This is a genomic window from Flavobacterium sp. MFBS3-15, assembly GCF_026107645.2.
Taxonomy (GTDB): domain Bacteria; phylum Bacteroidota; class Bacteroidia; order Flavobacteriales; family Flavobacteriaceae; genus Flavobacterium.
Genome location: NZ_JAPCHV010000020.1, coordinates 53941 through 72706, shown reverse-complemented (window position 1 = coordinate 72706; position 18766 = coordinate 53941). Strand labels below are relative to the sequence as shown.

Below are 18766 nucleotides of genomic sequence, written 5' to 3'. Positions count from 1 at the left end.
AAAAATGTTTTATAATAAATCGGATTTAGTAGTTCCGGTTTCTTCAGATTACATTTAAGTTTATGTTTAAAGCCCCGGGTAAGGGGCTTTTTTTTTGGTATTGCCTTTAACTTCAAAATCAAATCCTTAAATTTGCACCTCTATAAAGAAAATCACAGGATTTTATGTTCGATAATTTAAGCGAAAAACTCGATAAGGCCCTCCATATACTTAAAGGCCACGGAAAGATAACCGAAGTAAACGTTGCCGATACGCTAAAGGAAGTGCGCCGTGCGCTTCTTGATGCCGACGTTAACTTTAAGATAGCCAAGGATTTTACCACAAAGGTAAAAGACAAGGCCATGGGCGAGAACGTATTGACCACACTCCAGCCGGGCCAGCTGATGGTGAAGCTTGTAAAAGATGAGCTTACCGAGCTTATGGGCGGCGACGCGGCGGGCATCAACCTTTCGGGCAACCCGTCGGTGATATTGATGTCAGGTCTCCAGGGTTCAGGTAAAACTACCTTCTCAGGTAAGCTTGCCAACTTCCTGAAAACAAAAAAGAACAAAAAGCCGCTTTTGGTAGCGTGTGACATATACCGCCCGGCGGCAATCAACCAGCTACATGTGGTGGGTGGCCAGGTGGGCGTGGAAGTTTACAGCGAGGAAGGCAACCGCAACCCTGTGGAGATAGCCCAAAACGCAATAAAGCACGCTAAGGCAAATGGTTTCAATGTGGTGATCGTCGATACGGCCGGCCGTTTGGCTGTGGACGAGGAGATGATGAACGAGATTGCCAATGTGCACAAAGCAATCCAGCCGCAGGAGACGCTTTTCGTTGTAGATGCCATGACAGGCCAGGATGCCGTGAATACCGCAAAGGCCTTCAATGACAGGCTTGATTTTGACGGTGTGATCCTTACCAAGCTTGATGGTGATACCCGCGGTGGTGCGGCCATCTCGATCAAGTCGGTAGTCAACAAGCCGATAAAATTCATCGGTACCGGAGAGAAGATGGAAGCAATCGACGTATTCTATCCGAACCGTATGGCCGACCGTATCCTGGGCATGGGCGACGTGGTGTCGCTTGTGGAAAGGGCGCAGGAGCAGTACGATGAGGAAGAGGCACGCAAGCTTCAGAAGAAGATCGCCAAGAACGAGTTTGGCTTTGACGATTTCCTTGCACAGATACAGCAGGTAAAGAAAATGGGTAACATGAAAGACCTTGTAGGCATGATACCGGGTGCCGGCAAAGCGCTGAAGGATGTGGAGATTGAAGATGATGCCTTTAAGCACATCGAGGCAATCATCCATTCGATGACGCCACAGGAGCGCAGCAAGCCTGCAATCCTTGATGCCAAAAGGAAAAACAGGATATCGAAAGGTTCCGGAACATCGCTGCAGCAGGTAAACCAGTTGCTCAAGCAGTTCGACCAAATGAGCAAAATGATGAAGATGATGCAGGGCGGAGGCGGAAAAAACCTCATGCGCATGATGGGAGGAATGAAAGGCATGAGGCCTTAAGGATACAAGACGCGGCGACGCGTCTTTTTTTATTTAATCATAAGCCACATTCTTCTTTTAACCACATAGATACATAGGTTATATAGTTGTGGCGGCAGGTAGTACAAGGTGGCATATTACCACATAGTTGAAGCGAAGCTTCAAACTGTGTGTGGCTTAACCGGAGCTTCTATAAATCATTATGCTGATGCTATGTGCCTATGTGGTAAAAAAATAAATGGTAAATAACGAAACATCTATTCTAAACATAAACAACACAATGCAGATACTCGACGGAAAAAAGACATCGGACGACATTAAGAACGAAATTGCTGAAGTTGTCAGCAAAATGAAGGAGCGCGGTGAAAAAGTGCCACACCTTGCAGCGGTAATTGTGGGTAACGACGGCGCCAGCCTTACCTATGTAGGCAGCAAGGTGAAAGCCTGCGAGCGCGTAGGCTTCGAATCGACACTCATCAAATTGCCGAGCACCATTTCAGAGCTGGAATTGCTGAAGAAGATAGAGGAACTCAACCAGGACGACAACATCGACGGGTTCATTGTTCAGCTTCCGCTTCCCAAGCAGATCGACGACCAGAAAGTGCTAATGGCCATAGACCCAAGCAAGGACGTGGATGGCTTCCACCCTGAGAACTTTGGCAAGATGGCGCTGGACATGAGTACCTTCATCCCGGCCACGCCCTTCGGTATACTGGAGCTTTTGGAACGCTATAACGTAGATACCGCAGGTAAACACACTGTGGTTATTGGCCGCAGCCATATCGTGGGCAGGCCCATGAGCATCCTTATGGGGCGCAAGGGCTTCCCGGGCAACAGTACGGTAACCCTTACCCACAGCCATACCAAGAATATCAACCAGATCACCACCCAGGCCGATATCATCATCACCGCATTGGGTGTTCCCAACTACCTGAAAGCCGAAATGGTTAAGGATGACGTAGTTATCGTTGATGTGGGCATTACCCGCGTTCCGGACGAAACCAATGAAAAAGGCTATCGCATAACCGGCGATGTTGATTTTGAGAATGTTAGCAAAAAGGCATCGTTCATCACGCCTGTGCCGGGTGGGGTGGGCCCGATGACCATTGCTATGCTCCTGAAAAATACTTTGCTGGCAAGGGAGCAGAGGAGATTGCGAAAATAAATGCACAAAATAGGGGTTTTTAGGGGATAAACAGGTGATTTTAAGTCCCCGCGCGTGGTATTTTTGAGCATCTACAGGATGATTTTGGGGTATACCGCGGAGGATAAAAAGTCCTCACTTCCCGATTTGAACCAAAAAATGATAAAAGCCCGAAGAGTTGCTTACTCTTTGGGCTTGTTTTTTAAAATTCGGTGCACAAATTAACAAAAGCAAAATCGAGGTGACTGGCCTGATTTTTGTTAAAATTTATTTTGGCTATATTCACAAAATAAACCCCAATCAATGAATACATTTTTTACCCTGCTCGCTATTTTATTGTTTTTGCCCGCCACCGGAATTTCGCAGACCAAAGCCGAAAAGCAGGCCCGGAAGGAGTCGTTTAAAAACCGGGACAAATACCTCTTCGCGGCCCGTCCCGTCCAAAAGGACTTTACGCATACCCTGCCGTTTGACTACCACCTGGGGCAGATCATCGTGCCGGTGGTCATTAAGGGCAAAACCTACAGTTTTATGTTCGATACGGGCGCGGCTACCATTGTGTCGTCTGACCTGAAGGATGAGCTGGGCATGAACACCATTTTCAGCAACAACATGGCCGACGGTTCCGGGCAGGTGGAAGTGATGAGGTTTTACGGTATTGGGGACTTGCAGCTGGGGCCGGTAGTATTTAAAGATGTTGTAGGGACGGCGATTGACATGAAAAAGTTTGAGAAGCTGTTCTGCATGAAGCTCGATGGGATATTTGGTACCAACATCATGCGCACCTGCCATTGGAAGATCGACTACAAAGCGAAGACAATAACATTTTCCGATAAAAGGATCAGGCCGGAGGGTGAAGTAACCGAGATCGGGTTTACCGAAAATTTTTCCGGCAGCCCCCTGATAGAGCAGGTCATCGGCAGGTACAGTTTTCACTCCACCATGGATACCGGCTATAACGGCGGGTTCAAAATACGCGACAGCCTTTTCTTTGACACCCGGAAAAGCAAGGATATAAAGATGGTTCGGGGCAGGGGCAAAAGTTCCATGACGTTGTTTGACAGCAAAATAGACTACGAATATGCAGCCATCCTTGATACCATAGGCTTGGGCGGCCACCTGCTGAAGAACCAGTTTGTAAGTGTTGCCGCAGGAGATTCGTACCTTATAGGCAATGAGCTGTTTGAAAAGTACGGTACCGTTATACTGGACTGGCATAAAAAGAAACTCTACCTGGGCGCAAAGGATATAAAAGAGGACAAATATTTTAAAACCCTCGGCATATCGCCACTTTATATCGGGGATGCCCTGCACGTAGGCATGGTATGGGAAAACAGCGTGGCAGCACGAAATGGGGTAGAACCCGGCGATGCCATCATTTCGATAAACGGCATACCTTCCAAAAATATGCAGCAGGAGCAATGGTGCGCTATTGTTGATTTGCTGCGAAATGCGGATGCTGACATAAAAGTACCAATGGTGGTACAGGGTGAGAATGGGGAAGAAAAGCAGTTTGTGTTGGAGAAAACGGATTTGTTTAACCCATAAAAAAATCCTGGTTCAAAAAGCTGAACCGGGATTTTTGTTGCAATGAGTTTGCCAACGGCAATATTTTTAATCACATAACTTGTCCCGCTATAGCGGGAGGGACATAGGTGTATGATGGTAGAAGTAGGTATAGACCCGCATAGTGAAGCGAAGCTTCATGCTCTGTGCTGCTATATTGAACTTTAATAACCGCCATCAAAGTCCTATGTACCTCCGCTATAGCGGGACAAGTTAGTGGTAAAATTGAGTGTAAGGTATTAATTAAAATCCGTACCAGTACTCAATTCCCTCCATGCCCCGATCTCCTGTTTGATGGTGTCGCTTTTCGCTTCACCCATCGCTACCGAGTCGCTGCCCAGGAACAGGTATAGCGGCGGGTTTTGTGCTTCGGAGGCTTCAATGATGGCAGCCACGCCTTTTACCGGGTCGCCCGGCTGGTTGCCGTTGATCTCCTGTTGGTGTATCCTTTGTGAATCGCGCGTCGACTGGTAGGAGTCGATCTGGTTTTGCGGCACCACAATGGAATCTGACTCCAGGAAGTTGGTCCTAAAATACCCCGGCATTACCACCGTTACGTCGATACCGAATGGTTTTGCCTCCACGGCCAGCGCCTCGGTAAACCCGTTTACGGCAAACTTGGTAGCGCAGTAAATCCCAAATCCGGGGAAAGCGCCTACATAACCGCCAATAGACGAGATGTTGATGATGTGGCCGCTTTTTTGTGCGCGCAAATGCGGCATGGCCTGGCGGATCACGTTCAGCGAACCGAATACATTCACCTCAAAGTTCTTCCTTGCCTCAGCGTCGCTAAGTTCTTCCACCGCGCCGATCAGCCCGTAGCCGGCATTGTTCACCACCGTGTCAAGGCTTCCGAATTTTGCAAGGGTGGCATTAATGGCCTTAGCAACACTTTCTTCATTGGTGATGTCCATTTCCAACGGGAGGAAATTCTCATGACTGCCTGCCGCTTTCTCCAGGTCGGATAGTTTGCGCGAGGTAGCCGCTACGTTGTGGCCTTTCGCCAAAAGTTGTTGTACGAATTCCAGTCCGAAGCCTTTTGAGGCCCCGGTAATAAACCATGTTTTTGTACTCATGATGTTGTTGTAATTAAAGATTTGTTTTAAATGTGAGAAAACATTTAACCACATAGATACATAGGCCTTAAATGTCGATTATTAAAGCTCAATATAGCAGCACAGAGCAGGAAGCTTCGCTTCACTATGGCTCACTATTTCCATTTTATTTATAAAGAACTATAAAACCTATGCTTCTATGTGGTAAATGAAATTTTTAAAAGTCTGTTGAAATTGTTGTTTCCTTACCTGCTTCCAGCTCTTTTGCCAGTGTTTCCACTTTGGTGGTCGCACGCTTGTAGGCATCGCTGCCGAGGATGAGTCGCAAAGGCGGGTGTTCTTCAAAGGCAGTCCGGATCATCAGCGTCGCGGCCTTTTCCGGGTCGCCGCCCTGCTTGCCGTCAAGCTGCAGCAGCCTTTGCTGTGCTTCGCGCATGGCTGTGTAGTCATCAATGCGCTTTTCGGCGATGACAATAGAATCTTTATCCAGGAAGCTGGTGCGGAATCCGCCCGGCAGTACTACCGTTGCAGTAATGCCAAATTCACGTACGTCTTCGGCAAGCACTTCGGTAAGGCCGGTCACTGCAAATTTTGTAGCGGCATAGGCTGCCCATCCTGTAGTGGCGGCAAACCCTGCAATCGAGGAGATGTTGATGATGTGCCCGCTTTTTTGTTCCCTCATGTGGGGCAGGACGTTGCGGATTACGTTGATGGTGCCGAATACATTGATGTCGAAACTTTGCCTCAACTCTTCGTCAGAGAGTTCTTCCAGGCTGCCGCCTATGCCATAGCCGGCATTGTTTACGGCTACATCAAGGGAGCCGAATTTCCCGATGGCTGAGGTGATGGCCTGTTTTACAGAGGTGTCATCGGCCAGGTCGGCATGCAAAGCCAGAAGGTTTTCATGGGCATTGCCAACGGCAGCCGTCAGCGCCTCAGGATTCCTGGATGTTGCCGCTACGTTCTGCCCAAGCTCCAGTAGCTGCTTTACCAGCGCCAGCCCAAGTCCTTTGGAGGCCCCGGTAACGAACCATGTTTTTTTGTTTTGCTTACTTTCCATAAATGTTATTTTATTTATGGCAAAGGTAGGGCAGGGCTACGGGCGGATTATTGCCCTGAGCAAACGCTTAATTGCAAAAATCAAACATTCCTGTAATTTGATGGGGTTGTGGCGGTCTGCTTCCTGAAAAAGTTGTTGAAATGTGCCGCCTCTTCAAACCCAAGGCTGTTGCTTATCTCCGAAATATTCCAGTCGGTATGTTTCAGGAGGGCTTTGGCTTCGGCCAGCACCCTTTCGGTGATGAGTTGGGTGGTTGTTTTCCCGGTGGTCGACTTCACGGCGCGGTTCAGGTGGTTTACGTGTACGGCCAGGTTGTTGGCAAAGTCGCTTGCTGACCGCATGGCAAAGCGCTGTACGGGCGTTTCGATGGGAAACTGCCTTTCCAGCAACTCGTTGAAAACCGCGGTAATGCGTGAGTTGGCATTAGGATGGTCATACAGGTTTTCGGCAGGTTCGGTCTTTAGCGCTACGTGCAGTACCTCGTTGAGGTAGCTGCGCAGCAGGTCATATTTAAAGGCATAATCGGTACCAATCTCGTCCAGCATCTTTTCAAATATGCCGGTAACATTGGCTACCTGTTCTTTTGTCAATATATAAGAAGGCTTGGCTCCGGGCACAAACATCGGCAGTTCACTCAGGTTGTTGCGCACGCCCTCGCTGAAGAATGAGGAGGTGAATATGCAGAAATAGCCGGTAACCTCACCGCTTATCGATTCCCAGGTATACGGCACCTGCGGGTTAAAGAAAATCAGTGTAGTGCCATCGATCTCGATACTCTTGTCGGCATAGTGGTAGCGGTTATTGCCGTGGATCAGGCTGACTTTGTAATAGTCCCTGCGGGCATACTGTATGTCCTTGCCCGGCATCATGCAATCCTCGATGCGAAACACATTGAAATGCCCTACGCCATTATGCAGCCCTTCGGGTGCCGGCAGGTTTTTTATCTGGTAAAAGTCTTCAAGCGATTCATGTTTCATGGCACGGTGATTACGAAATTCAAGCAAAGTTAAGCAAAATGTAACTTGCTCCGTCAATTACCCTAAAAAAGGTAAATTGCAGTCCTAAACAGGTTTTCCGATGTCAAGATTTTTACTGATCCTTTTACTACCCATAGTTATGAATGCACAGCAAAGCTACCCAACGCTTGGTAAAATTATAAGCTACGACGACACTTCATTCGCTGCGATCGTTTCGTCAGGTGCCAGAATAGAAGTGCTGGCAACCGGCATCAAATGGGCAGAAGGCCCGGTTTGGGTAAAAGACGGCGGCTATCTTTTATTCTCCGACGCGCCTCAAAATACCATTTTCAGGTGGGATGAAAAAGGAGGATTGCAGGTCTTCCTGAAGCCATCGGGATATACCGGCCTGGGGGCATACAGCGATGAGCCGGGCTCCAACGGGCTTCTTGTCAATCCGCAGGGCGAGCTGGTGGCCTGTGAGCATGGCGACCGGCGCATTTCCAAAATGAGGCTTGCGGGCGGGGGCAAGGTGACCATAGCCGATAACTGGCAGGGCAGGCGCTTCAATTCGCCCAACGACATCTGCCGCCACAGCAACGGCACCTATTATTTTTCCGACCCGATATACGGCCTGCCGGGCAGGGAGAACGATACCGCTAACAGGGAAATTGACGCAGAAGGCGTATACAGTGTCGATGCTAACGGCAAGGTAACCCAAATACTGGGCAATCCGGAGCGCCCGAACGGTGTGGCGCTGTCGCCGGATGAAACACTTTTGTATGTGAGCCACAGCAGCGGCAAAAATCCGTATATCATGGCCTACGAACTGGATAAGCATGGCGTGGCCGGAAAAGGCCGTATCTTTTTCGATTTCAGGGAACATAAGGAAGTTAGCAAAGGCGCCGCCGACGGCATTAAAACCGACGCTGCGGGGAACCTCTATGCTGCGGCGGCCAATGGCATCGTGGTGATTTCGCCGAAAGGCAAATTATTGGGAAAGATCGAAACCGGGGTACCCACGGCCAATTGCAACTTTGGTGCCGATGGCTACCTGTACATTACCGCCAACCACTACCTGTGCCGGGTGAAGCTGGGTAAGTAATTACCTGCCTTCGCGGCGGGGCCTCCTGCTTTGGCTGTTGCCCGGCCTGTCATTCGGCTTTTGCCCAAAATTCCTCGGATTGTTCCTCGTGTCCTTTGGCTTTCCGGTGCTGTCTTGCGATTTTTGGGATAGGGTGTTTTTAGGTAAGCTCGCCTCTTCTGTTTTGCTTGATGGCTCGATGAGCTTGTTGAGGTCATTTATTTCGGCCGGGGTGAGTTCGCGGTAACGGCCTACGGGCACATCCAGCGATATGTTGATGATGCGGATGCGCTTGAGCGCCGTAACCTCGTAGCCCAGGTATTCGCACATGCGGCGTATCTGGCGGTTGAGGCCCTGTGTAAGCACAATGCGGAAGATGTACTTGCTGATCTGCTCCACCCGGCATTTGCGGGTCACGGTATCAAGTATAGGGATGCCGTTGCCCATGCGCTGTATGAAGCGGTCGGTAATCGGCTTGTCTACGGTTACCACATATTCTTTTTCGTGGTTGTTGCGGGCGCGGAGAATCTTGTTTACGATATCGCCGTCGTCCGTCATGAAAATCAGCCCCTCACTGGCCTTATCAAGCCTGCCGATAGGAAAAATTCGTTTAGGGTAATTGATGTAGTCTACAATGTTGTTGCGCACCTCCTGGTTGGTGGTGCACTCAATGCCTGTGGGCTTGTTGAAGGCAAGGTAAACGTGCTTTCCGGTCTTTTCGCGCACCAGTTTGCCGTCTACGCGCACCTCGTCGTCAGCGCTTACTTTAGTCCCCATTTCAGGCACAATGCCATTGATGGTCACCCGCCCTTCCTCAATGAGCTTGTCGGCTTCCCTGCGGGAGCAGTAGCCGGTTTCCGATATGAATTTGTTGAGCCGCTTCAATTCTTCTTCCATACTGCAAAAGTAAAATATTTTAATGAAGCGCAACCATACCTCTATTCGTGTATCTTTGTTTGATATAATGTTAACTATTAGACGCAGCCAATGAAACTGAAAATTACCTTACTCATATTTGCCCTGACGTTTGCAGGGGCTTTTGCACAAAACAGGAAAAGCAATCTGACACTCGAAAAGGGAAGCAGTCTCCACAGGCTGTATGTTTCAATTATGGCTCCCGCGAACGGTGACAGCTACAACAATGCCATTGCCGCTGTGGTGCCGGGTTTTGAAAAACTTGTCGATGAATATTCAATATCTTCAACTAAAGCCATTACGTTTTCCGGGGCGGCTATGGAGCGCCTGGAATCCCTTGCCATAAAAAATACAGGCAGCGGTGAATCGGTGACAAAGCTGGACAATATTTTTGAGCTTTCGATTGCCAACCCTACCAACGAAAGGTTAATGGAACTTGGAAGGAAACTTGAAAAAATGAATGGGGTCGAGTATTGCAGCCTTATGTCGGCCGAGCCGGTGAAGCCTCCTTATGACATTGCTCCCATAACGCCATCGTATGAAAACCAGCAGCTTTACCTTACCGACTACGGCGTGCATATGACCGATGCATGGGCTATGGGGCTTAACGGGCAGGGCATTAATGTGAGGGATGTGGAGTATGGTGTCAATCTCGATCACGAAGACCTGAATGAGAAAAATGTCAGCCACGCGGTTGCCATATCTTCAGAGGTTACTGTTGATTTTGCAGAGCACGGCACCGCTGTTTTTGGGGTGATGTTTGCCGATAAGGGAACCTACGGCGTTTCGGGAATGGCACACGGAATGAACCAGATGGTGCTGCATACCGAATATCCGGTTTCGGGCTATAACAGGCTGCAGGCGGTCATTGGGGCAGTCAATAATTCTGATGAGGGCGATATCATCGTTTATGAACTGCAAATGACCGGGGCGCTCGGCGACTACTGCCCTGCAGAATATGATAATATAATCTGGGACCTTACCAAGGCAGCAACCAATGCCGGAATAATTGTAGTCGCCGCTGCCGGCAACGGTGCGGAAGACCTTGACGACCCTGCTTACCAATCGTATATGGACAGGGGAGACAGCGGGGCGATCATAGTGGGTGCCGGGGCTAATAATTCGCAGCACAACCGCCTTGATTTCAGTACTTACGGCTCAAGGGTAAATGTACATGGGTGGGGACAGGGTGTTTATACGACCGGCTATGGAAATGCAGTTCAGATAGGCGGCGACTTCAACCAGGGCTATACCAATTTTTCCGGTACCAGTTCGGCTACCCCTATTGTAGCTTCATGCGTAGCGGTATTGCTGTCATACTATCACGGCCTTACCGGCGAATACCTTACCTGCCAGGAAATGAGGGAGCTTTTGATTGCAACGGGAACGCCGCAAGGTGCTGCATCACAGGGTACACATATCGGGCCCCTGCCTAATATGGAAGCCGCCATTGCCGAAATAGCCAACATGCTGGGGGCACCAACCCATGAAAAGGCTTCTTTTTCGGTTTACCCGAATCCGGTGCAGGACAGGCTTACCGTGAATGCAGAAGGCTTTGCCGGCAGCGTGAAAGCCGAAGTGTATAACTCGCTTGGGCAATTGGTCAATGCTGTGGATGTTAGTGCCGCAGGCCGGGAGATTGATTTTAGCGGGCTGTCGGGAGGCGTGTACTTTGTAAAAGTTTCCGATGGTGACATATCGCTGACCAAAAGGGTCATCAAAAAATAACAATATTATTTTTCGTCAAAGAGAAAGCTGTAGATGCGGCTGTACAGCTGCTCATCGTGCATGCTGTGGCCCAGCCCGGCTGTAACAATAAATTCGGCTTCGGGCCACGCTTTGGCTATTTTCCGGCCTTCCTTAATCGAAACCACGGTATCGTCCTCATCATGTGCAAGGAGGCCTTTTACCTTTATTTTTGACGCAAAAAGGTCGCCGCAAAAATTGTCGGTATTGATCCTGAAATGATCAAGGAAATGCTTTTTGAGCATCAGGAACACATTGCTGTTAAGGCTCAGTATCCCTGCATAGTTGGTCAGTACGGTATTAAAGTCGCAGGGTGCGCCCAGCACGATCATTTTTTCAATAATGTCGTTAGGATAGTGGGATTGGTAATACAATATGGTAGCACCGCCTATAGAGTGGCCTACAAGGCTTTTCGGACTGTATTTCCGCACCAGTATGTCTATGAATTCAGCATAGCGCGGAATGGTAAACTCCGTACCCGATGACAGCCCGTGTGCCGGTGCATCCAACGCAATCACAGTGCTGCCGGAACGCTTAAGGTGGGCTATGAGGTTTTCCCACCGTGAGGCGTTGCTCTCCCATCCGTGTACCAGCAGTATCGTATTTTCGTTGCCTTTCCAGGTGTACATCTGGAAAACAAATTCGCCGTGCGTCACCATTTCGGCCGCTGCTTCCGTCAGTATGGCGGGCAGCTCTTCTTTTAGCAGCCTGCCGCCCCTGGGCTCGCTAAAATACTTATAGGCAAGGGCGGTAGCCTTTTTTGGCGCAATATATCCAAGGGCATTAATGTAGAGTCCCAAAAGCTTGGTGATGACGAAGGTAAGGGCTTTCTGCATGGCGATTAAAAAAGCCCCCCGGTTGCGGAGGGCTTGGTATTATATTTTAGCAAACAATTGCTCCATTTTCTCTTTCTCCTCGTCAGCCAGCGCACTGTCTACAAGGATCCTTCCGCTGTGCTCATCGGTGATGATCTTTTTGCGGGCGGCAATCTCCATCTGCGTTTGCGGAGGTATCGTAAAGAAAGAGCCTGCAGATGCGCCCCTCTCGATAGATACTACGGCAAGGCCGTTCCTTACGCTGGTCCTGATCCTTTTATAGGCGTTGAGAAGCCTTTCCTCGATCATGCCCTGATACTCGGCTGATTTTTCCATAAGGAAGTTTTCTTCCTTTTCGGTTTCAGCCATGATGGCGTCAAGCTCCGATTTTTTGTGGCCCAGGTGCGATGTCTTGGATTCAAGCTTTTCAGCAGACTGCTCGATGATTTCTTTTTTGTGCTCGATAGAAGCTTTCATTTCCCTGATCTGCTTCTCTGCAAGCTGTATTTCAAGTTCCTGGAATTCTACCTCCTTGCTCAGGGAGTTGAATTCGCGGTTATTGCGAACATTTTTTTGCTGCTCTGTATACTTTTTGATGGCAGCCTTGTGATCGTCAATGGCGTTCTTTTTTTCCCTGATCTGGTCTTCGATGGATTCAAGGTCGGATTTAAGTTTTTCAAGCCTTGTGCCCAATCCGGCAACTTCATCCTCCAGGTCTTCCACCTCAAGAGGCAGTTCGCCCCTTACGTTCCTGATTTCGTCAATTCTGGAGTCGATCAATTGCAGATCATAAAGTGCCCTTAATTTCTCTTCAACACTCAATTCCTTGGTATTCGCCATATGTATAAGTACTTAACTTGATTTATATTTCCTTCCGATAAATAAAATGATTGCAAAATTAGGGATTTTTTTCGTAACTCAGGCAAGTTCGAAAAGATTTTATATTTCATTCGCGCACTGTGAGGCCATAGTTTCCTATACTGCCAGCCGAAAAGTATTTATATATTTACACGTATAATCAGGAGGAAATAAAAATGGGATATCATAATGCGCTTGGAAAAGTTCAATACGATAATAAAAGGGGAATGAAGATGAAGGCTGCTATGCGCCTTCGTAGCCTTATTAACAGCTATCCGCACGAAATACAATGGCGCACTGATCTCGGTCAGCTATATTATGATGCCGGTTTCCTGGATGCCGCGGGCCTCTTCTGGATGTTAGACGATCCTGTGATCGGCCATGTAAAGGAATGCGTTGCATTATATGAGGAATCTGTAAATAACTCCCCGCAGCAAATCCTGAAGGACATTAATTTCAGGGGTGATACAACGGCTCTCCCTGTTTATGCAAGAGAGAAGCTTGAAGCATTGGAGGTGCGGAAGCGTGCGATAGAAGATCAGACAAGGGAAAACGCCAGGAAAAATAATGTCATTCGACATGTTCCGCCTGAAAGCTTTAAAGACAGGATGATAAAGAATATTGGATGCCTGTTCGTGATACTACTTGGAATATTATTCAGCAGTATCTTTATTTTTGGACTAAAACAGGTTAAGCGGATAATTACTGAATGGTAGTTAAAGGTAATACACCGGGTTGGTATTTACACCCGACAGTATTACAGGTATTTCGCGCACCCTTTCCGATAAGAATCCTGCCATGTAATCCGATGTAAACCTCTCGCTCTCAAAATGCCCTATGTCGGCCAGCAGCAGCTTGCCTTCGGCTTCATAAAACTGGTGGTACTTCAGGTCCGCGGTCAGGAAGGCATCCGCCCCCGAAGCTATTGCGTTCTTTATGGCAAAACTGCCCGAACCGCCCAGCACGGCTACTTTTTTTATCATCCTGCCGGTATAGGCGCTATGGCGGATCCCCCTTGCCTTCATGGTGTCCCTCACAAACTGGAGGAATGCGCCTTCTTCCATCGGGTTGGCAAGTTCTCCGGTCATGCCCAGGCCGATGTTCTGGTGGCGGTTGTCCAGCGTATAGACCTCGTAGGCAGCTTCTTCGTATACATGGCTGCTGAAGAGCGCTTTGAGTATTTTTCCTTCAAGATGCTTTTCAAAAGTGACTTCGATCTTTATTTCCTGTGTTTCTACAAATTCACCCGGCGCGCCCACTTCGGGGTTGCTGTCGGCATTCCCCTGGTAAGATCCCTTGCCCATGCTGGTAAAGCTGCAATATTCATAATTGCCTATGTTCCCTGCGCCTGCATCAAATAGTGCGTTCCGGAGGGTTTCTGCATTTTCGGGGATGGTATAGGTCACAAGCTTGCGGATGAAGCCTTCTTTAGGGATAAGTATACGGGTCTCTTTAAGGCCAAGGGCATCGCAGAATATTTTGTTCACGCCCTGCTTGTGGTTGTCCAGGGCAGTATGCACGGCATACAGGGTAATGTCATTTTTTATCGCTTTGATGACGGCACGCTCTACATAATTTTTGCCGGTAATCTTTTTAAGCCCCGAAAATAAAATAGGGTGGAAGCACACCACAAAATTGCAGTTTTTACTGATGGCTTCATCAATAACGCTTTCAAGCGCATCGTGGCATACCATTATGCCGGTTGCCGTGGCGCCGTCATTGCCGGTCAGCAGCCCTACGTTGTCAAAATCCTCTGCATAGGCCGTGGGGGCCATTGCTTCAAGTATCGCGATAATGTCTTTAATCTTCATTGCCTTTTCTGTTCTTGCTTCAAAGTTAAGCCAATTCAAAAAAAAACCGCCCTTAAAAGAGCGGTTTATAGTATATTTTCAAATCCGGGGATTAGTTGCAGTTTCCGCCGGCAGCCTCGATTGAGTTGATGTACTGGCTGTAGCTCATACCGGTATCTGTACCCTCCAGGTAGGCATGGCCGTTTGGCCCCTTGCATACTTCGCCCATAGACACTCCTGCGGCTTCACAGTCCACACAATTCGTAAGTTCAACAGGCTCTTCAGGAATTTCTGCCGTGCTGTCGCACATGGCTGCCAGATATTCAGCATAAGGAAATTGCGTATCTGTACCGGTAGTGCCTACAAAGGTAAAGGCATTGCCATTAGAGCCTTTACAGGTTTTCAAACCATCAGGGTGCTCCTCAGATATGCACAATACGCAATCGGTGTACACAGGCTCCTGGCCTTCAATATTAGGCTCGTTGTCGCAAAATAGGTCGAAATATTGCTCTAAAGGAATCCCGGTATCGGCATTACCAACAAACGCGTTGCCGCTTTCGTCAACACATACCTCATAGCCTTCTTCCTCCGGAATTGCGCAATGCGTACAGCCTATGTAGTTGGGCGTATAGTCTTTTTCGTCCTCCGAGCAGGCTACGAAAGTCATTACTGCCAGAATGGCTATTGAGAGTATTAGTTTTTTCATTGGTTATAAACATTAATAGTTTTGCGTGGAGCAAAAAAATGAAAAAAGTTTCTAAAAACCTAAAATAATAACGTTAAACATTGTTTTTTATTGAATAAAAATTGTTATTATTTGTATAGGCTGCTCCGAATTGCGTTTTTAGCGGTTTTAATCTCAAATCGTTTGTAAAAATGTAAGTCTGTACGTAATGCAAATCCATTTTTTATGCTTTGATGTCCCGAAAACCGTATCTTCGTAGTATGGATTTGCGAAAAATTTTATTCCCGTTTTCATGGCTGTATTGGGCAGTTACTGCCATTAGGAATCATTTTTATGACAAAGGGCTTTTTACCTCTTACACCTTTGATGTCCCCGTAATTGCCATCGGCAACCTCAGTACGGGCGGTACGGGAAAAACACCCCAAACGGAATACCTTATCCGGCTTCTTTCGGGACGGTACCGGGTGGCAACCCTGAGCAGGGGCTACAAAAGGAAGTCAAAAGGCTATGTGCTTGCCGGTGATTCAGCCAATGCCGCCATCCTTGGCGATGAGCCCTACCAGTTCCATTCCAAATTCCCGAATATCCGTGTGGCAGTAGATGCCGACCGTAAAAACGGCATAGGGCAGCTGTTGTCGCTTTCACCACGGCCTGAAGTGATCCTTCTTGACGATGCGTACCAGCACCGCAGGGTAAAGGCCGGTTTTTATATACTGCTTACCGCGTATGGCGACCTGTATGCCGACGACTTCATCCTGCCTGCCGGAAACCTGCGTGAGGGGAGAAGTGGGGCCAAAAGGGCCGATGTTATCATTGTAACCAAGTGCCCGCCGGAATTATCGCAAAGTGAACAGGTAAAAATAAGGGCAAAGTTAAAGGCACAGCCCGGGCAAAAGGTGTATTTTACGCATATCGACTACGATATGGAGGTGCATTCTGAAGAAGGACACAGGGACATTACTGCAATAAAAGGCAACCCGAAAGTACTCGTAGCAGGTATCGCCAAGCCGAAGCCGTTCTTTGATCATTTGAGTGAAGAGGGCGACATTGTGCTTACCTTTCCCGACCACCATGATTTTACAGATAAAGATATTGAAGAAATAAACCAGCAAGCTAACCAAAAAATGATCATCACCACCGAGAAGGATTTTGTACGGCTAAAAGGCAGGCTGCCTAAAGAGCAGCTTTTTTACCTGCCCATAAGGAGCCGTTTCCTGTCCGGAGGCGATGATTTTGATAAAACGATACTCGATTATGTGGGAACAAGTACAGCAAACCGTTAAGTACATCAAAGACAAAACTGACTTCGCGCCGAAATACGGCGTCATTTTAGGCTCCGGCCTGGGTGGCTTTGCCGATGACATTGAAATTGAATTTACACTGCCTTACAATGAGATACCTAACTTTCCGGTTTCGACCGTGGAAGGGCATAAGGGCGCGCTTATTTTCGGAAAGATAGGCGGGCAAACCGTTGTGGCCATGCAGGGACGCTTTCATTATTACGAAGGCTACAGCATGCAGGAGGTTACCTTTCCGGTGCGTGTGATGAAATGCCTTGGGGTGGAAAAACTGATTGTTTCCAATGCCTCGGGCGGGGTGAATTCTTTTTACAGGGTAGGCGATATCGTAATCATATACGACCACATCAACATGATGCCGGAGCACCCCCTGAGAGGAAAAAATGATGAGCGCTTCGGGCCACGCTTTGTGAATATGGGCGAGCCGTACAGCCGAAAAATGATCAGTAAGGCTAAGGAAATTGCCAGAGCGCAGGGTGTTGATGTAAAGGATGGCATTTATCTCGGGCTGCAGGGGCCAACCTTCGAAACACTTTCGGAATACCGCATGGTGAAGATACTGGGTGCCGACTGTGTGGGTATGTCAACCGTTCCCGAAGTGATCGTGGCACGACACATGGACATGGAGGTATTCGGTATATCAGTCATTACCGACATGGGCGAGGAAGGGACCATCGATGCTGTAAGCCACGACGAGGTGCTGATGGCGGCCAAAAATGCCGAACCTAAAGTACGCGCGCTGATAAAAGAACTGATAGTGAGGTATTAAAATATTTCGTATTTTTGAGTAAAGAAAAGAACTGTTATGTTGACCAAAGAGAAGATTATTGAAGCAATGAGGGATATGCCTAACACATTTTCCGTAGATGACTTATTTGACAGGATTTTGTTATTGCAAAAAATAGAGCTTGGCTTAGAGCAATCTAATGCCGGGCAGGTAGTGTCTACCGCTGAAGCTAAAGAAAGACTGAAAAAATGGCTGAAATAAGGTGGACTGATTCAGCCTTATCTGATATTGATGGGATTGCTGAATTTATTGCAGAAGATTCTGAAAAGTATGCCGGGATTCAGGTTGAGCGTTTTTTTGAGGAAACAGAAGTTCTGGAAGAGTTTCCTTATTCCGGAAGGATTGTCCCGGAATTAAACGACAAAAATATCCGCGAGATAGTTTTAGGGAATTACCGGATAATATATCGCATATTCTCTGAACAAGCCGTAGATATTTTATCGGTACATCATAGTAGCAGATTAATTATTAATAACAAACGATTCAGGTAATTATCCCATTCACCTTACTCTCCAATACCCAATCAAATCAATTATCCTTGACGAATAGCCAATTTCGTTATCATACCAGCCTACAACCTTGACCATTTTGTCGATGACAGAGGTTAGCTGGGCATCAAACAGGCAGGAATTGCGGTTGCCGATGATATCTACCGATACGATCGGGTCCTCGGTATAGGCCAGGATGCCTTTCAGTTCGCCTTCGGCGGCAGTTTTAAAGGCAGCATTGATCTCTTCGATAGACACCTCGCGCTTTACATAGCAGGTAATGTCGGTGAGCGAACCGTCCGGCACCGGTACGCGTATCCCGCCGCCGCCTATTTTACCCACAAATTCAGGAAATATCTTAGTGAGTGCCTTAGCGGCACCGGTAGTGGTAGGGACGATCGACTGCGAAGCAGCCCTTGCCCTGCGAAGGTCCTTATGCGGCTGGTCGTGCAGGCTTTGGTCGGTGGTATACGAGTGTACTGTAGTAATGTAAGCCTGCTCAATCCCGCAAAGCTCGTTGATTACTTTCATCATCGGTGCGGCATTGTTGGTGGTGCAGCTCGCGTTGGATATTACGCTTTCCGAACCGTCAAGTATGTGCCCGTTCACGCCAAGGACTACGGTTTTTATGCGGTCGTCTTCCGGCGGCGCGGAGAGTATTACCCTTTTTGCCCCGGCCGTAATATGCTTTTCGGCATCCTCAAGGGTCTTGAATTTGCCGGTAGATTCTACTACGATGTCAATCCCCAAAGCAGCCCAGTCAAGGTCCTCGGCGTTCTTTTTGCTGAAATAGCTGTACGATTTGCCGTCCACCACCAGTGTATTGTCGGTATGCGAAACCTCGTATGGGAGTATGCCGTGTATGCTGTCATATTTAAGCAGGTGTGCCATGGTTCGGCTGTCGGCAATGTCATTGATGGCAACTACCTCTATGGATGGGTGATCTAGCAAAAGCCTGAAAAGGTTGCGGCCTATACGCCCGAAACCGTTAATGGCTATTTTGGTTTTTTTCATTTCTAAACTGTCAACCGTGAA

The 18766-nt window shown here is 48.1% G+C and carries 19 protein-coding genes; 10 read left to right on the top strand and 9 right to left on the bottom strand.

Annotated elements, in window-relative coordinates; all coding sequences use genetic code 11:
- Positions 1–164: 164 nt before the first annotated feature.
- The 3 genes from ffh to OGH69_RS16005 all read left to right on the top strand — a co-directional run bounded on the left by ffh (position 165) and on the right by OGH69_RS16005 (position 4176).
- Entirely contained in the window at positions 165–1505 is a 1341-nt protein-coding gene (ffh, locus tag OGH69_RS16015; RefSeq protein WP_265175501.1) for a signal recognition particle protein, read from the top strand.
- A 259-nt stretch (positions 1506–1764) separates the two neighbouring features.
- Positions 1765–2649, top strand: a complete 885-nt coding sequence (locus OGH69_RS16010; RefSeq protein WP_265175500.1) for a bifunctional 5,10-methylenetetrahydrofolate dehydrogenase/5,10-methenyltetrahydrofolate cyclohydrolase — start codon at positions 1765–1767, stop codon at positions 2647–2649.
- Positions 2650–2931: 282 nt separating this feature from the next.
- Entirely contained in the window at positions 2932–4176 is a 1245-nt protein-coding gene (locus OGH69_RS16005) for an aspartyl protease family protein (RefSeq protein WP_265175499.1), read from the top strand.
- Between the two features lie 257 nt (positions 4177–4433).
- On the opposite strand, the gene OGH69_RS16000 is transcribed toward OGH69_RS16005, so the two are convergent.
- From OGH69_RS16000 to OGH69_RS15990, 3 genes are all read right to left on the bottom strand, one after another.
- Positions 4434–5270 (bottom strand): oxidoreductase, encoded by an 837-nt coding sequence (locus OGH69_RS16000; RefSeq protein WP_265175498.1) that lies wholly within the window; start codon positions 5268–5270, stop codon positions 4434–4436.
- Between the two features lie 196 nt (positions 5271–5466).
- Complete coding sequence (locus OGH69_RS15995) at positions 5467–6309, bottom strand: SDR family NAD(P)-dependent oxidoreductase (protein WP_265175497.1); 843 nt, start codon at positions 6307–6309, stop codon at positions 5467–5469.
- Positions 6310–6389: 80 nt separating this feature from the next.
- The gene (locus OGH69_RS15990; protein WP_265175496.1) at positions 6390–7286 is read right to left on the bottom strand and encodes a helix-turn-helix domain-containing protein; all 897 of its coding nucleotides are present in this window, start codon (positions 7284–7286) and stop codon (positions 6390–6392) included.
- A 100-nt stretch (positions 7287–7386) separates the two neighbouring features.
- On the opposite strand from OGH69_RS15990, the gene OGH69_RS15985 reads away from it, so the two are divergent.
- On the top strand, positions 7387–8370 hold the full coding sequence (locus OGH69_RS15985; RefSeq protein WP_265175495.1) for an SMP-30/gluconolactonase/LRE family protein: 984 nt from the start codon (positions 7387–7389) through the stop codon (positions 8368–8370).
- Here the strand turns inward: OGH69_RS15985 and rluF are convergent, their stop codons facing one another.
- Positions 8371–9246, bottom strand: coding sequence for a 23S rRNA pseudouridine(2604) synthase RluF (gene rluF, locus OGH69_RS15980; RefSeq protein WP_265175494.1), 876 nt, complete (start codon positions 9244–9246; stop codon positions 8371–8373).
- Between the two features lie 90 nt (positions 9247–9336).
- Between rluF and OGH69_RS15975 the strand changes: the two genes are divergently transcribed.
- Positions 9337–10992, top strand: coding sequence for a S8 family peptidase (locus OGH69_RS15975; RefSeq protein WP_265175493.1), 1656 nt, complete (start codon positions 9337–9339; stop codon positions 10990–10992).
- Positions 10993–10997: 5 nt separating this feature from the next.
- Here the strand turns inward: OGH69_RS15975 and OGH69_RS15970 are convergent, their stop codons facing one another.
- Positions 10998–11846 carry an alpha/beta fold hydrolase gene (locus OGH69_RS15970; RefSeq protein WP_265175492.1) on the bottom strand — a complete coding sequence of 283 codons (849 nt, stop codon included), beginning with the start codon at positions 11844–11846 and terminating at the stop codon, positions 10998–11000.
- A 39-nt stretch (positions 11847–11885) separates the two neighbouring features.
- Positions 11886–12665, bottom strand: coding sequence for a zinc ribbon domain-containing protein (locus tag OGH69_RS15965; RefSeq protein WP_265175491.1), 780 nt, complete (start codon positions 12663–12665; stop codon positions 11886–11888).
- 194 nt (positions 12666–12859) lie between these two features.
- Between OGH69_RS15965 and OGH69_RS15960 the strand changes: the two genes are divergently transcribed.
- Entirely contained in the window at positions 12860–13399 is a 540-nt protein-coding gene (locus OGH69_RS15960; RefSeq protein WP_372339343.1) for a DUF6584 family protein, read from the top strand.
- Here the strand turns inward: OGH69_RS15960 and OGH69_RS15955 are convergent, their stop codons facing one another.
- Positions 13400–14494 (bottom strand): Nif3-like dinuclear metal center hexameric protein, encoded by a 1095-nt coding sequence (locus OGH69_RS15955; protein ID WP_265175489.1) that lies wholly within the window; start codon positions 14492–14494, stop codon positions 13400–13402. It lies immediately after the preceding gene.
- A gap of 91 nt (positions 14495–14585) precedes the next feature.
- Positions 14586–15179: a hypothetical protein gene (locus OGH69_RS15950; protein ID WP_265175488.1), complete on the bottom strand. Its 594-nt coding sequence runs from the start codon at positions 15177–15179 to the stop codon at positions 14586–14588.
- 239 nt (positions 15180–15418) lie between these two features.
- On the opposite strand from OGH69_RS15950, the gene lpxK reads away from it, so the two are divergent.
- The 4 genes from lpxK to OGH69_RS15930 are packed head-to-tail and all read left to right on the top strand — an operon-like array spanning position 15419 to position 17734.
- Entirely contained in the window at positions 15419–16441 is a 1023-nt protein-coding gene (lpxK, locus tag OGH69_RS15945) for a tetraacyldisaccharide 4'-kinase (RefSeq protein WP_265175487.1), read from the top strand.
- A complete protein-coding gene (locus OGH69_RS15940; protein ID WP_265175486.1) occupies positions 16413–17225 on the top strand; it encodes a purine-nucleoside phosphorylase in 813 nt (270 codons plus the stop codon). Before lpxK ends, OGH69_RS15940 begins: the two co-directional genes overlap by 29 nt.
- Before the next feature lie 36 nt (positions 17226–17261).
- A complete protein-coding gene (locus OGH69_RS15935; protein ID WP_265175485.1) occupies positions 17262–17444 on the top strand; it encodes a hypothetical protein in 183 nt (60 codons plus the stop codon).
- Positions 17432–17734 (top strand): type II toxin-antitoxin system RelE/ParE family toxin, encoded by a 303-nt coding sequence (locus OGH69_RS15930; RefSeq protein ID WP_265175484.1) that lies wholly within the window; start codon positions 17432–17434, stop codon positions 17732–17734. The genes OGH69_RS15935 and OGH69_RS15930 overlap by 13 nt, the downstream gene beginning before the upstream one ends.
- 9 nt (positions 17735–17743) lie before the next feature.
- Here the strand turns inward: OGH69_RS15930 and gap are convergent, their stop codons facing one another.
- Complete coding sequence (gene gap, locus OGH69_RS15925) at positions 17744–18745, bottom strand: type I glyceraldehyde-3-phosphate dehydrogenase (RefSeq protein ID WP_265175483.1); 1002 nt, start codon at positions 18743–18745, stop codon at positions 17744–17746.
- Positions 18746–18766 lie beyond the last annotated feature (21 nt).

What these genes read in the sequence shown, in the direction of transcription:
- ffh (WP_265175501.1), top strand. Translation starts at nt 165, where the DNA reads ATGTTCGATAATTTAAGCGAAAAACTCGATAAGGCCCTCCATATACTT.
- OGH69_RS16010 (WP_265175500.1), top strand. Translation starts at nt 1,765, where the DNA reads ATGCAGATACTCGACGGAAAAAAGACATCGGACGACATTAAGAACGAA.
- OGH69_RS16005 (WP_265175499.1), top strand. Translation starts at nt 2,932, where the DNA reads ATGAATACATTTTTTACCCTGCTCGCTATTTTATTGTTTTTGCCCGCC.
- OGH69_RS16000 (WP_265175498.1), bottom strand. Translation starts at nt 5,270, where the DNA reads ATGAGTACAAAAACATGGTTTATTACCGGGGCCTCAAAAGGCTTCGGA.
- OGH69_RS15995 (WP_265175497.1), bottom strand. Translation starts at nt 6,309, where the DNA reads ATGGAAAGTAAGCAAAACAAAAAAACATGGTTCGTTACCGGGGCCTCC.
- OGH69_RS15990 (WP_265175496.1), bottom strand. Translation starts at nt 7,286, where the DNA reads ATGAAACATGAATCGCTTGAAGACTTTTACCAGATAAAAAACCTGCCG.
- OGH69_RS15985 (WP_265175495.1), top strand. Translation starts at nt 7,387, where the DNA reads ATGTCAAGATTTTTACTGATCCTTTTACTACCCATAGTTATGAATGCA.
- rluF (WP_265175494.1), bottom strand. Translation starts at nt 9,246, where the DNA reads ATGGAAGAAGAATTGAAGCGGCTCAACAAATTCATATCGGAAACCGGC.
- OGH69_RS15975 (WP_265175493.1), top strand. Translation starts at nt 9,337, where the DNA reads ATGAAACTGAAAATTACCTTACTCATATTTGCCCTGACGTTTGCAGGG.
- OGH69_RS15970 (WP_265175492.1), bottom strand. Translation starts at nt 11,846, where the DNA reads ATGCAGAAAGCCCTTACCTTCGTCATCACCAAGCTTTTGGGACTCTAC.
- OGH69_RS15965 (WP_265175491.1), bottom strand. Translation starts at nt 12,665, where the DNA reads ATGGCGAATACCAAGGAATTGAGTGTTGAAGAGAAATTAAGGGCACTT.
- OGH69_RS15960 (WP_372339343.1), top strand. Translation starts at nt 12,860, where the DNA reads ATGGGATATCATAATGCGCTTGGAAAAGTTCAATACGATAATAAAAGG.
- OGH69_RS15955 (WP_265175489.1), bottom strand. Translation starts at nt 14,494, where the DNA reads ATGAAGATTAAAGACATTATCGCGATACTTGAAGCAATGGCCCCCACG.
- OGH69_RS15950 (WP_265175488.1), bottom strand. Translation starts at nt 15,179, where the DNA reads ATGAAAAAACTAATACTCTCAATAGCCATTCTGGCAGTAATGACTTTC.
- lpxK (WP_265175487.1), top strand. Translation starts at nt 15,419, where the DNA reads ATGGATTTGCGAAAAATTTTATTCCCGTTTTCATGGCTGTATTGGGCA.
- OGH69_RS15940 (WP_265175486.1), top strand. Translation starts at nt 16,413, where the DNA reads ATGTGGGAACAAGTACAGCAAACCGTTAAGTACATCAAAGACAAAACT.
- OGH69_RS15935 (WP_265175485.1), top strand. Translation starts at nt 17,262, where the DNA reads ATGTTGACCAAAGAGAAGATTATTGAAGCAATGAGGGATATGCCTAAC.
- OGH69_RS15930 (WP_265175484.1), top strand. Translation starts at nt 17,432, where the DNA reads ATGGCTGAAATAAGGTGGACTGATTCAGCCTTATCTGATATTGATGGG.
- gap (WP_265175483.1), bottom strand. Translation starts at nt 18,745, where the DNA reads ATGAAAAAAACCAAAATAGCCATTAACGGTTTCGGGCGTATAGGCCGC.